10 protein-coding genes and 2 tRNA genes are annotated in these 12,902 nt (G+C 61.5%); 2 read left to right on the top strand and 10 right to left on the bottom strand.

What is annotated here, in order from left to right:
- The 8 genes from OKC29_RS14790 to pncC all read right to left on the bottom strand — a co-directional run bounded on the left by OKC29_RS14790 (position 1) and on the right by pncC (position 7,207).
- A tRNA-Arg gene (locus tag OKC29_RS14790) sits at positions 1 to 77 on the bottom strand.
- 3 nt (positions 78 to 80) lie between these two features.
- Positions 81 to 173, bottom strand: a tRNA-Ser gene (locus OKC29_RS14795).
- Positions 174 to 387: 214 nt separating this feature from the next.
- On the bottom strand, positions 388 to 576 hold the full coding sequence (csrA, locus tag OKC29_RS14800; protein ID WP_005305164.1) for a carbon storage regulator CsrA: 189 nt from the start codon (positions 574 to 576) through the stop codon (positions 388 to 390).
- A 93-nt stretch (positions 577 to 669) separates the two neighbouring features.
- Positions 670 to 1,917, bottom strand: a complete 1,248-nt coding sequence (locus OKC29_RS14805; protein ID WP_011707428.1) for an aspartate kinase — start codon at positions 1,915 to 1,917, stop codon at positions 670 to 672.
- A gap of 16 nt (positions 1,918 to 1,933) precedes the next feature.
- Positions 1,934 to 4,558: an alanine--tRNA ligase gene (alaS, locus tag OKC29_RS14810; RefSeq protein WP_043127213.1), complete on the bottom strand. Its 2,625-nt coding sequence runs from the start codon at positions 4,556 to 4,558 to the stop codon at positions 1,934 to 1,936.
- A 471-nt stretch (positions 4,559 to 5,029) separates the two neighbouring features.
- Positions 5,030 to 5,530 carry a regulatory protein RecX gene (locus tag OKC29_RS14815; RefSeq protein WP_073351785.1) on the bottom strand — a complete coding sequence of 167 codons (501 nt, stop codon included), beginning with the start codon at positions 5,528 to 5,530 and terminating at the stop codon, positions 5,030 to 5,032.
- Between the two features lie 41 nt (positions 5,531 to 5,571).
- Positions 5,572 to 6,636 carry a recombinase RecA gene (gene recA, locus OKC29_RS14820; RefSeq protein ID WP_011707431.1) on the bottom strand — a complete coding sequence of 355 codons (1,065 nt, stop codon included), beginning with the start codon at positions 6,634 to 6,636 and terminating at the stop codon, positions 5,572 to 5,574.
- Between the two features lie 79 nt (positions 6,637 to 6,715).
- Positions 6,716 to 7,207, bottom strand: a complete 492-nt coding sequence (gene pncC, locus OKC29_RS14825; protein WP_016352049.1) for a nicotinamide-nucleotide amidase — start codon at positions 7,205 to 7,207, stop codon at positions 6,716 to 6,718.
- 234 nt (positions 7,208 to 7,441) lie between these two features.
- On the opposite strand from pncC, the gene mutS reads away from it, so the two are divergent.
- Entirely contained in the window at positions 7,442 to 10,024 is a 2,583-nt protein-coding gene (gene mutS / locus OKC29_RS14830; protein ID WP_073351788.1) for a DNA mismatch repair protein MutS, read from the top strand.
- Positions 10,025 to 10,118: 94 nt separating this feature from the next.
- Here the strand turns inward: mutS and OKC29_RS14835 are convergent, their stop codons facing one another.
- Both OKC29_RS14835 and OKC29_RS14840 read right to left on the bottom strand, forming a co-directional pair.
- Complete coding sequence (locus OKC29_RS14835) at positions 10,119 to 11,717, bottom strand: BCCT family transporter (RefSeq protein ID WP_073351790.1); 1,599 nt, start codon at positions 11,715 to 11,717, stop codon at positions 10,119 to 10,121.
- Positions 11,718 to 11,726: 9 nt separating this feature from the next.
- Complete coding sequence (locus tag OKC29_RS14840) at positions 11,727 to 12,254, bottom strand: hypothetical protein (RefSeq protein ID WP_011707435.1); 528 nt, start codon at positions 12,252 to 12,254, stop codon at positions 11,727 to 11,729.
- 163 nt (positions 12,255 to 12,417) lie between these two features.
- On the opposite strand from OKC29_RS14840, the gene OKC29_RS14845 reads away from it, so the two are divergent.
- A complete protein-coding gene (locus tag OKC29_RS14845) occupies positions 12,418 to 12,897 on the top strand; it encodes a MarR family winged helix-turn-helix transcriptional regulator (RefSeq protein WP_011707436.1) in 480 nt (159 codons plus the stop codon).
- Positions 12,898 to 12,902 lie beyond the last annotated feature (5 nt).

The following is a 12,902-nucleotide window of genomic DNA, read 5'->3' on the forward strand; positions in this document are numbered from 1 at the left end:
TGGTGCGCCCGAGAGGATTCGAACCTCTGACCACCTGGTTCGTAGCCAGGTACTCTATCCAGCTGAGCTACGGGCGCAAATGGCGGAGAAGGGGGGATTCGAACCCCCGATGCGGGTATAAGCCGCATACTCCCTTAGCAGGGGAGCGCCTTCAGCCTCTCGGCCACCTCTCCGTTTGCGGGGCTGATAATACTTCACAGGGATTTTTAGTCAAACACTTTTTTGGAGAAAAAAACGCGTTCGCTCAGCATTTGGTCAAAGCGTGGAATATTCAAGCAATATCGACACTTATCCCGCTCTTTTGCTCCCCGCGACACGATTTTCAGCACGCCAGAAAAACAAAAGGCGACACATGAGGTGTCGCCTTGTCACAGCCATTAACGCCGCTTAGAAGCCGGATTGGCCCGGAACTTTCTCGGCCTGGATGCGCTGGTAGATCTCTTCGCGGTGTACGGAGACCTCTTTCGGTGCGTTCACACCGATACGAACCTGATTGCCTTTTACGCCCAGTACGGTGACAGTCACTTCGTCACCAATCATCAGGGTTTCCCCTACACGACGAGTCAAAATAAGCATTCGCTTGCTCCTGTATCCTGTTTTGTATTTATATCGATATGCGACATTATCTTACAAAGATACCGATATGGTAAATGGTTGAAACTAAATCAATCAGGGATTGTTTCCCAAGGGCTGCTCATGAGGCTCCTGATCCAGCCCAAAAGCGGAGTGCAAGGCACGCACTGCCAGCTCCAGGTACTTCTCGTCAATCACCACGGATATCTTGATTTCAGAGGTGGAAATCAACTGCATGTTGATCCCCTCCTCGCCCAATACCTTGAACATGGTGCGGGCGACGCCAGGATGGTTCCACATCCCGACTCCGACGATGGAAACCTTGGCGATCTCACCGTTGCCCTGCACACAGGCGGCCCCCAGCTCGCTGGCGGTCTCCTCCAACAGGGCGCGCGCCCGGCGATAGTCATCGCGATTCACCGTGAAGGTGAAGTCGGCGGTCCCATCGCCCAGCGTGTTCTGCACTATCATGTCGACATCAATGTTGGCGTCGCTGATCGGATTCAGGATCTGCGCGGCCACGGTGGGCCTGTCCGGCACACCCAGAATGGTCAGGCTCGCCTCGTTGCGATTGAACGCTATCCCGGATACCAGGGGAGCTTCCATCCTCTCACCTCCATATGTGATTAAGGTTCCCTCTCCATCGACAAAGCTCGACAGCACCCGCAGCGGTACGCGGTACTTGCCCGCGAACTCCACCGAACGGATCTGCAGCACCTTGGCGCCGAGACTGGCCATCTCCAGCATCTCCTCGAAGGTGATGGTATCGAGACGGCGCGCCTTGGGCTCGATGCGCGGATCCGTGGTATAGACCCCATCCACATCGGTAAAGATCTGGCATTCATCGGCCTTGATGGCCGCCGCCACAGCCACCGCCGTGGTGTCAGAACCACCGCGGCCCAGCGTCGTGATAGCGTTATGCTCGTCACGCCCCTGGAAGCCGGCGATCACCACCACCTTGCCCGCGCCCAGTTCAGCCTGAACCTGCTCGGTGTCGATGTGGGTGATGCGCGCCTTGCCATAGGCGGAATCGGTATGAATGCGAACCTGATCGCCGGTCATTGAGACCGCAGGACAACCGCGTTTGTTCAACGCGATCGCCAGCAGCGCTATGGTGACCTGTTCCCCGGTGGAGACCAGCACATCCATCTCGCGCCGGTTGGCATCAGGATCCAGCTGCTGGGCCATGCCCAGCAACCGGTTGGTTTCGCCCGACATGGCGGAGACAACCACCACCACGTCGTGTCCCTGGGCGCGGGTCTGCTCGACCCGCTCAGCTACCGCCTCGATCCGCTCCAGCGTGCCGACCGAGGTGCCGCCGTACTTCTGTACATAGAGTGCCACAGATCACCTCGCCCGATTACAGGCGCTCTTCCAGCCAGGAGTGTACGGATTGCAGGGCTGCCGGCACTGCCTCGGGCTGGGTACCACCCGCCTGGGCCATGTCGGGACGACCGCCGCCCTTGCCACCCACCTGCTGGGCGACCAGATTGACCAGCTCACCGGCCTTGACCTTGCCGGTCAGGTCGTTGGTGACGCCCGCGATCAGGTTGACCTTGCCCTCGCCACTGGTGGCCAGCAGCACGACACCGGACTTCATCTGGTTCTTCAGTTCGTCCAGCATGCCGCGCAGGGATTTCGGATCGGCCCCTTCCAGCGCTGCAACCAGCACCTTCTGACCCTTGATCTCGATGACCTGACCCAGCAGGTCGTTACCGGCCTGAGCGGCCAGCTTGGCCTTGAGCTGCTCCAGCTCGCGTTCCATCATCTTGGCCTTGTCCAGAACCTGACGGACCTTGTCGGCGATGCAGAACTGGTCACCTTTCACCAGTGCGGCAGCCTCTTCGATCTGCTCCCCGACCTGATGCATGAAGTCGATGGCGGCCTTGCCGGTCACCGCTTCGATACGGCGCACACCGGCGGCGATGCCGCTCTCGGCGATGATCTTGAAGAAGCCAATATCACCGGTGCGCTTGGCGTGAGTACCGCCGCACAGCTCGGTGGAGTAGTCGCCCATGCGCACCACGCGCACGTCGTCTTCGTATTTCTCGCCAAACAGCGCCATGGCGCCGGCCGACTTGGCGGCTTCCAGATCCATCAGCTGGGTGGTGATTTCGTGGTTGGCGCGGATCTGGTTGTTGACCAGCTCCTCGACCCGGCGAATGGTCGCCATGGTCATCCCCTCGAAGTGGGAGAAGTCAAAGCGCATGCGCTCGGCGCCCACCAGAGAGCCTTTCTGGGTCACGTGCTCACCCAGCGCCTGACGCAGGGCTGCGTGCAGCAGGTGAGTCACGGAGTGGTTCAGAGCGATGGCCTGGCGGCGCTCGCCATCGACCACGGCTTCGACCTCGGCCCCTTTCTCCAGGGTGCCCAGCTCCATGTAGCCCTTGTGGATAATCGCCTTGCCCGCTTTGACGGTATCGGTCACGGCAAAGATGCCGTCGTCCACTTTCAGGGTGCCGCTGTCGCCGATCTGGCCGCCGGACTCGGCGTAGAAGGGGGTCTGCTCCAGCACGATGACCGCTTCGTCACCGGCGATGAGACCGCTCACCTCGTCCACGCCCTTGTAGATGCCGACCACACGGGTGCGCTCGGTCAGGGTCTTGTAACCGGTGAAGGGGGTCTCGAAGTCGAGCTTGAGCATCTCGTTGTAGTTCACGCCGAAGCTGGAAGCCTCTTTGGCGCGAGCACGCTGCTTCTCCATCTCGGCCTTGAAGCCCTCTTCGTCGATGCCGATCTCGCGCTCGCGCACCACGTCGGCAGTCAGGTCGGCCGGGAAGCCGTAAGTGTCATACAGCTTGAACACCACCTCGCCCGGAATGACCTTGGCATCGCCCAGGTTGGCCAGCACGTCTTCCAGCAGCAGCAAGCCTCTGTCCAGAGTACGGACGAACTGCTCCTCTTCGATGCGCAGCACGCGCTCGACCAGCGGCAGCTGGGCGATCAGCTCGGCGGCGACATCCTTCATCTGTGCCGCCAGCTCGGCTGCCAGTTTGTAGAAGAACACCTCGGTGGCACCCAGCTTGCGACCGTGACGCACGGCGCGGCGGATGATGCGACGCAGCACGTAGCCACGACCTTCGTTGGACGGCATCACGCCATCTGCCACCAGGAAGGCGCAGGAGCGGATGTGATCCGCGATGACGCGCAGGGACTGGTTGCTCAGATCGGTGGTGCCGACGATCTCGGCCGCTTTCTTGATCAGGGCCTGGAAGATGTCGATTTCGTAGTTGGAGTGCACACCCTGCATGATGGCGGAGATACGCTCCAGACCCATGCCGGTATCCACGGACGGACGGGGCAGCGGCTCCATGGTGCCGTCAGCCTGACGGTTGAACTGCATGAACACCACGTTCCAGATCTCGATGAAACGGTCGCCATCCTCTTCCGGTGAGCCGGGACGACCACCCCAGATATGATCGCCGTGATCGTAGAAGATCTCGGTGCAGGGACCGCACGGACCGGTATCGCCCATCGCCCAGAAGTTGTCGGAGGCGTACGGAGCGCCCTTGTTGTCACCGATGCGCACGATGCGATCGGCCGGTACACCGACCTCTTTTTCCCAGATGTCGAAGGCTTCATCGTCAGTCGCGTAGACGGTCACCAGCAAGCGCTCTTTCGGCAGCTGCAGCACCTCGGTCAGGAAGCCCCATGCAAACTTGATGGCATCCTGCTTGAAGTAGTCGCCGAAGCTGAAGTTGCCCAGCATTTCGAAGAAGGTGTGGTGACGAGCGGTATAGCCGACGTTTTCCAGATCGTTGTGCTTACCACCGGCACGCACGCAACGCTGGGAGGTCGTCGCGCGATTGTAGGCACGCTTGTCTGCGCCAAGGAACACGTCCTTGAACTGGTTCATACCCGCGTTGGTAAACAACAGGGTCGGGTCGTTATGCGGTACCAGCGAGCTGGAGGAGACAACCTGGTGCCCCTGGGAACGGAAATACTCGAGAAACGCGGCGCGAATCTCTGACGTGGACATATACATGGAAAATCCTGCTTGATTCGAATACGGACTTTTAACCGCATTAATGTAAGTTTTCTGCGGGGTAAAGTAAAACGGACAGGGCCGCCACGGGTGAAAAAGCGCGCATAAATGGGGGCTGGGAGAAAAGGGAGACAAAGCGGGGCGTTTTCAGCCATGGTTTGGGCCGATGGCAGCGGAAAATCGGCCTGCCGCCGAGGAGCCTTCCACCGCGTCTGCCACCAGGATGCAAGTTGCTGAATCCACAGACACCCGCGGCAAAGGACATGCAATCATGTCCATGGTGGCGACGGGAAAGACGATACGGACAACCCGAGCAAAAGACATCCTGTGAAATGCAGAACTGCGCCATGACAATCTTGGCTGCTGGGTGTTTGGTATTTGGTGTTGAGGCTAGGTAGCAAGCGCGCCACCATCAGCCCTGCAGGCCATCAACAGGCTGAGGCGGCTTGCAGGAGAGCAGAAACGGTGTGCTTACAGCTCGCGTTCCTGCAGGGCCGAGATGGCATAACGGGCCTGCTCCTGGGTAAAGCCGCGTCCCAGCAGGTATTTGAGCCACTTCATCCGCAGCTTGAAATCGGCAAGGTCGGCCACGTTGGCTCGCCGCGCCAAAAGATCCAAGGCCAGTTCAAACCAGTCCAGCTCCGGCTGCTCGAACGCGGCATCAATCTGGTTGTCATCCAGCCCCTTGCGGCGCAGCTCGAAACGGATCTTGATGGGACCGTGCCCCTTGGCCGCCCCGGCTCTTACCGCCATGGCGCCATAGCGCTCGTCGTTGACCCAGTTATAACCCCGGCAATAATCGACGACCGTCTCGATCACCTCTTCCTGATAGCCCTGCTGGCGCAGCCGTCTGGCCAGTTCGGACTCGGCGCTTTCGCGGCGAGCAAGACTGCGCATGGCAAAGGCGCGGGCCGCCGCCAGTTGCTCTTCAAAGGTAAGTTCGACCGGTTTGTCAGCAGATTCATCAACCATAAATAACAAGGCCGGGTATCTACCCGGCCTTCCTTTGTTCCTTATTCGAACTCTTGTTCGCTTTCGGCATCGAACTCTTCTGCCTCAACCGGTGCAGCCTTGTCATCGACAGGTACGGCACCGGAGAGCAGCAGTTCGCGCAGACGGGCTTCCACTTCACCAGCCATCGCCTTGTTCTCGGCGAACAGCTTCATGACGTTGGCCTTGCCCTGACCAATCTTCTCGCCGTTGTAGCTGTACCAGGCACCGGCCTTGTCGATCAGCTTGTGCTTGACGCCCAGATCCACCAGCTCGCCCTCTTTGGAGATGCCAGCGCCATAGAAAATCTGGAACTCGGCCTGCTTGAAGGGCGGGGCCACCTTGTTCTTGACCACTTTGACGCGGGTCTCGTTACCGACCACTTCGTCACCTTCCTTGATGGCGCCGATGCGACGGATATCCAGACGCACGGAGGCGTAGAACTTGAGCGCGTTACCACCCGTAGTGGTCTCCGGGCTGCCGAACATGACGCCGATCTTCATCCGGATCTGGTTGATGAAGATGCACAGGCAGTTGGCGTTCTTGATGTTGGCGGTCAGTTTGCGCAGCGCCTGGGACATCAGACGGGCCTGCAGGCCGACGTGGGAATCACCCATCTCGCCTTCGATTTCCGCTTTCGGGGTCAGGGCTGCCACGGAGTCGACGATGATGACGTCAACGGCGTTGGAGCGCACCAGCATGTCGCAGATTTCCAGCGCCTGTTCACCGGTATCCGGCTGGGAGATCAGCAGGTCGTCGACGTTGACGCCCAGCTTGGCGGCATAGATGGGATCCAGCGCGTGCTCCGCATCGACGAAGGCACAGGTCTTGCCCTTCTTCTGCGCTTCGGCGATCACCTGCAGGGTCAGCGTGGTTTTACCGGAAGATTCCGGGCCATAGATCTCGACGATACGACCGCACGGCAGGCCACCGATGCCCAGCGCCACGTCCAGGGAGAGGGAGCCGGTGGAGATGGCTTCGATATCCATGGTCTTGCTGTCGCCCAGACGCATGATGGAGCCTTTGCCAAACTGCTTTTCGATCTGACCCAGCGCAGCCGCCAGTGCCTTCTGTTTGTTCTGATCCATGCCAATCTCCGCTGGAAATCGTGAGTAAAAATGAAGTTGGGCTAAGTATACTGTCTATTCATACAGTATCAAGCCCAATTTATCTGAGCAGGGCCAACAGACCCGACAAGGCCTGTCTCACCGCCTGCTGGCGCACCTGCCGGCGATCCCCGTCAAAACGGGCCAGCAGGGAGTGATGACGGCCGGAGCGGTCCGCCCAGGCGAACCAGACGGTACCGACCGGTTTGCCCGGTGTCGCGCCGCCAGGGCCGGCGATGCCGCTGATGGCGACACTGATGGCGGCAGAGGAGTGCGCCAACGCACCGCGGGCCATCTCCAGCACCACGGCTTCACTCACTGCGCCGTGCTGTTCAAGGCTCTCGCCGCTCACCCCCAGCATCTGCTGCTTGGCTTCGTTGGTGTAGGTGACAAAACCGCGGTCGAACCAGCCTGAGCTGCCCGCGATGTCGGTGATGGCCGTCGCCACCCCGCCACCGGTGCAGGATTCGGCGGTTGCCGCCAGCCAACCGCGCTGACCGAGGGCCTTACCCAGCTCGATGGCGAGGTGCTCTATCTCTGCGTCCAGTTTCATCACGGCTCCTGCTGATTCGTTGAAGAGGCACATTATGCGATCCCGTCACTGCCGCCCGCAACCGCCGGGCAGAACCCCACCGGCATCGATGTGCAGCACCCAGACCCCCTCAGCCAGAGACAACCCCGGAACCCGACCTCCCCCGCCGCCCTGCTTATGTGTAGAATGGCGCCATCAAGTTCAAGGCTCATCACCGCAGACACTGGCCCGCAGAGGCCCCTTCTGGAATCGCACATGACCGCACAACACCAAGTTACCGGCACCGCGCCAGGCGCCAATCTCAGCGCCCACACGCCAATGATGCAGCAGTATCTGACCCTCAAGGCCGAGAACCCGGAGATCCTGCTGTTCTACCGGATGGGCGACTTCTACGAGTTGTTCTATGACGATGCCCGCAAGGCCTCCCAACTGCTCGACATCTCCCTGACCAAGCGTGGCCAGTCGGCCGGCAGCCCCATCCCGATGGCGGGCGTCCCCTATCATGCCATCGAGGGTTATCTGGCCAAGCTGGTACAGCTCGGCGAATCGGCTGCCATCTGCGAGCAGGTGGGGGATCCCGCCACCAGCAAGGGGCCGGTGGAGCGCAAGGTCATTCGCATCATCACACCGGGCACCGTCTCCGACGAGGCGCTGCTCAGCGAGCGACAGGACAACCTGATCGCCGCCGTCTACCACGATGGCCGCCGCTTCGGCTACGGCACCATGGACATCGGCTCCGGCCGCTTCTTCATCAACCAGTTCGAGAAAGAAGAGACCCTGCTGGCGGAGCTGCAGCGCACCAATCCGGCGGAGCTGCTCTACCCCGAATCCTTCGCCTTCCTGCATCATGTCGAGGGTCGCCGCGGTCTGCGCCGCCGCCCGGAGTGGGAGTTCGAGCTTGGTACCGCCCGCAAGCTGTTGTGCCAACAGTTCGGCACCCAGGATCTGGTGGGCTTCGGCGTCGAGCAGAGCGAGACCGCCCTGTGCGCCGCCGGCTGCCTCATGCAATACGTGAAAGACACCCAGCGCACCGCCCTGCCCCACATTCGCAGCGTGCGCCTCGAGCAGCCCGATCATGCGGTCATCATGGATGCCGCCACCCGCCGCAATCTGGAGCTGACCCAGAATCTGGCCGGCGGCCACGACAACACCCTCTCCGCCGTACTGGACTGCACCGCCACCCCCATGGGCAGCCGCTTGCTCAAGCGCTGGATCCACCAGCCGATCCGCGATCGGGTGATCCTCAAAGGCCGCCAGAGCACCATCAAGGAGCTCATCGAGCAGAACCTCTATGACGAGCTGGGCGGCCTGTTGCGCCAGGTCGGCGATGTGGAGCGGGTGCTGGCGCGCCTGGCCTTGCGCTCGGCCCGTCCGCGCGATCTGACCCGGCTGCGACAGGCCTTCGCTCAGTTGCCGGAGCTGCAGCGCCTGCTGGCGGAGAGCGAGCACGAGGCGGTGCAGCAGTTGCGCGATCGCGCCAGCACCTTCCCCGAGCTGCTGGATCTGCTGGAGCGCGCCGTGATGGAGGTGCCGCCGGTGCTGATCCGCGATGGCGGCGTCATCCGCGACGGCTTCAACCAGGAGCTGGACGAGCTGCGGGATCTGGCCAACGGCGCCACCGCCAGCCTGGCCCGCATCGAGGAGCGCGAGCGGCTGCTGACCGGCATCAACACCCTCAAGGTGGGCTACAACAAGGTGCACGGCTTCTACATCGAGGTGAGCCGTGCCAACAGCCACCTGGTGCCGGCCCACTACATCCGCCGCCAGACCCTCAAGAACAACGAACGCTACATCATCGACGAGCTTAAAAAGTACGAGGACAAGGTGCTCACCGCCCAGGCCCAGGCGCTGGCGCTGGAAAAACGCCTCTACGAAGAGCTGCTCGACGCCCTGCTGCCCCACCTCGGCGATCTGCAGGAGTCCGCCGCCGCACTGGCGGAGCTGGACGTGCTGGCCAACCTGGCCGAGCGGGCCGAGACCCTGGACTACCGCTGCCCGACGCTCATCGATGAAGATCAGATCATCATCGAGGCGGGCCGCCATCCGGTGGTGGAGCAGGTGATGACCGACCCCTTCATCGCCAACCCGATCCGGCTTGAGAGGGAGCGGCGGATGCTGATCATCACCGGCCCCAACATGGGCGGTAAATCCACTTACATGCGCCAGACCGCGCTGATCGTGCTGCTGGCCCACATCGGCGCCTTCGTGCCGGCCGACAGCGCCCGCATCGGCCCCATCGACCGTATCTTCACCCGTATCGGGGCGTCGGATGATCTGGCATCGGGAAGATCCACCTTTATGGTGGAGATGACCGAGACCGCCAACATCCTCAACAACGCCACCGCCCGCAGTCTGGTGCTGATGGACGAGATAGGCCGCGGCACCAGCACCTACGACGGCCTCTCGCTGGCGTGGGCCTGTGCCGAGCAGCTGGCGAGCAAGATCGGCGCCTACACCCTGTTCGCCACCCACTACTTCGAGCTGACCCGTCTGCCGGAGCTGATGGAAGGGCTGGCCAACGTCCACCTCGATGCGGTGGAGCACGGCGACACCATCGCCTTTATGCACGCAGTGCAGGAGGGGGCGGCCAGCCGCTCCTACGGGCTGCAGGTAGCTGCGCTGGCCGGGGTTCCGAAATCGGTGATCCAGCAGGCCCGCCACAAGCTGCACGAGCTGGAAAGCGCCACCCCGGTCGCCGCTGGCGAATTTCGCCCGGCCCCGATGGCCATGGCGCCCCAGAGCCATCCGGTGGTCGATGAGCTGGAAGCGGTGCGCCCGGACGAGCTCACTCCCCGCCAGGCGCTGGATCTGCTCTATCGCCTCAAACAGATGCTGTGACCAGCGGCAGCTGAACAGCCATGAAAAAAGGGGAACCGCGAGGTTCCCCTTTTGTTTGGCTGCTTGATGGCACCCTGAACAGGATGCAGCCAGGTCAAGCCGGCCCGATCCGCTCCAGCAGGCTCATGTGGGTTGAACCGTCGTGACGCTTGAGCTTTTGTCGGTATTCGAACTGGTGCTGGCTCTCCTGCTTGAGGCCCAGCATCAGCGAGTAGCACATGGCCAGCATGATCACCGAGAAGGGCAGCGCCGCTATGATGCTGGCGGCCTGCAAGGCGGCCAGCCCGCCGGAGACCAGCAGGATGGCGGCCACCAGCCCCTGGCCCAGCCCCCAGATGGCGCGGTGCAGCACGGGGGGATCCTGATCGCCGATGGAGAGCAGGGTCGTGATCACCAGGGTGCCCGAGTCGCTGGAGGTGATGAAGTAGGTACAGATCAGCAGGGTCAGCACCCCCTTGGCGATCCAGCCGAAGGTTTCCCAGTGCAGCAGTTCCACCGTCTGGTAGAGCGCCAGCGTCACGTCCTGCTTGACCGCGGCCACCACGCCGCCACCGCCGAACAGCTCCAGATTCATGGCGGTACCGCCGAACACGGTGAGCCAGAACATGCCGAGCAGCGAGGGCACCAGCAGCACGCCGAGCACGAATTCGCGGATGGTACGCCCCTTGGAGATGCGGGCGATGAACATGCCGACAAACGGCGCCCACGCAATCCACCAGCCCCAGTAGAAGGCGGTCCAGCTCGACTGCCAGGCCGAGGTGCCGTTGGCCTCGGTGTTGGTCCAGAAGCTCAGCTTGACGATGTTTTGCAGGTAGTCACCGATGTTCTGCACATAGGCGTTGAGGATGTAGGTGGTCGGCCCCAGCACCAGAAAGAGGCTCAGCACGAACACGCTCAACCAGATATTGAGCTCGGAGAGCAGCTTGACCCCCCGCCCGACCCCGGAGACCGCCGACAGGGTGGCGATCAGGCTGATGCCGCCGATGAGCCAGAGCTGGTTCGCTTGCGATACTTCCATGCCGAACATCTGGTTGAGACCTGTGTTCATCTGGGAGACACCCAGGCCAAGGGAGGTGGCCACCCCGAACACGGTACCGAACACCGCCAGCACGTCGGCGGCGTGGCCCCAGAAGCCGTAGATGCGATCGCCGAGCAGCGGATAGAGCACGGAGCGGATGGCCAGCGGCAGCTTGCGCCGATAACTGAAGAAGGCGAGCGACAGGCCGACGATCACGTAGATGGCCCAGGGGTGCAGGCCCCAGTGGAAGAAGGTGAGGCGCATGGCGATCTGGGCCGCCTCCGGGGTCATCCCTTCGGTGATGAAGGGGTTGCCCTGCAGGTGGTTCATCGGCTCGGCGATGCTCCAGAACACCAGCCCTATGCCCATGCCGGCGCTGAACAGCATGGCAAACCAGGCGAAGTAGCCGAACTCCGGTACCTGGTCGTCGTCACCCAGCCGGATGCTGCCAAAGCGGCTGAACATCAAGTAGACAGCGAAGAACAGGAACAGGGCGACCACCAGAATGTAGTACCACTTGAACCCGGCAATGATCTGATCCTTGGCGCCGACAAACCAGCTGGCGGCCGTTTCGGGGACGAACACCCCGAACAGCAGGAACAGGGTGATAACGGTGAGCGCCGTCATGGCCATGGTCGGGTTGAGGCCTTTGAATAGCCCTTTGCTTGCTCTCATCTGGCCTCCTTAGTCGTTGTTGAAAAAGTCTTCACCCACGTGATCGCCGGCACCGCCGATGGCGCGGTAGACCAGCTTGCCGGCCGTCTGCACCCGGTGGTCCACCAGGCTGACCGAAGGCTGGCCATTCACCGCATGACGCTTGCCGAGGAAGATGGCCATGGGCACGCCCAGGTTGGAGATGCCGCTGGTGATCCAAAGCCGGTTGAAGTCGTAGGAGCCGCCGATGAACTCCAGCTGGGCCAGACCGGTATCAAGGCCGGTCAGATAGAAGTTCATCGCGCTCTCGTCCGGGAAGAGGTGCACCAGCACATAGGCGTAACGCAATTCATTCACCAACTCCTTTAGGTTGAAAGAACCGGTCTCACTGCAGGAGAGAGGCAGCTCACCATCGTAGTGGTGCACCTTGAGGTTGTTGGGGTCTTCGTCATAGGCAGGCTGGTAACGCACGAAAGCCGAGGTATCAGGCAGTTCATAACGCACTCTGACCACCCGAAGGTCGGCCGCCAGCGACTTGATGTCCAGTTCGTCACTCATCATCTTGCTCCTCAAAGGTCGGGTCAAAATTCGGAAAATGCCCGCTAACCTAACACAAAAATAATTAGAGCAGAAATCATTACAGTAAAAACCATATTGACCTTGTGACGAATTAGGCGGAGAATTTTGCGCCTCTCAACAGCCCCTCGACGATTCGTTCCCCATGGAAAAACATGATGAAGTGCTGGTCGCCCTGCGCCAGATAATTCGTGCCATCGACATGCACTCCAAGCGCTTGATCAAGGAGGCCGGCCTGACCTCGCCCCAGCTCTTGCTGCTCAAGGGGATCGACGAGCTGGGCCAGATTTCCATGCGCCAGCTGGCGGATCACACCAACATGAGTCAGGCCACCGCCACCACCATCATGGACCGCCTCGAGAGCCGCCAGCTGGTGCAGCGCATCCGCAGCGAAACCGACAAGCGCAAGGTGCATGCGACGCTGACTGACGCAGGCCGCGCCCTGCTGGCCCAGGCACCCACTCCGCTGCAGGAGCGCTTCATCCAGCGCTTTCAGGCACTTGAGGTCTGGGAGCAGACCCTGTTGCTCTCTTCCCTGCAGCGCATCTCGGCCATGATGAATGCCGACGAGATAGACGCTGCCCCGGTGCTGAGTGTCCGACCCCTCACCGAGGAGCGGGCATAAAAAAA

The organism is Aeromonas sp. QDB34 (assembly GCF_027705405.1).
In the GTDB taxonomy this organism is placed as follows: domain Bacteria; phylum Pseudomonadota; class Gammaproteobacteria; order Enterobacterales; family Aeromonadaceae; genus Aeromonas; species Aeromonas hydrophila.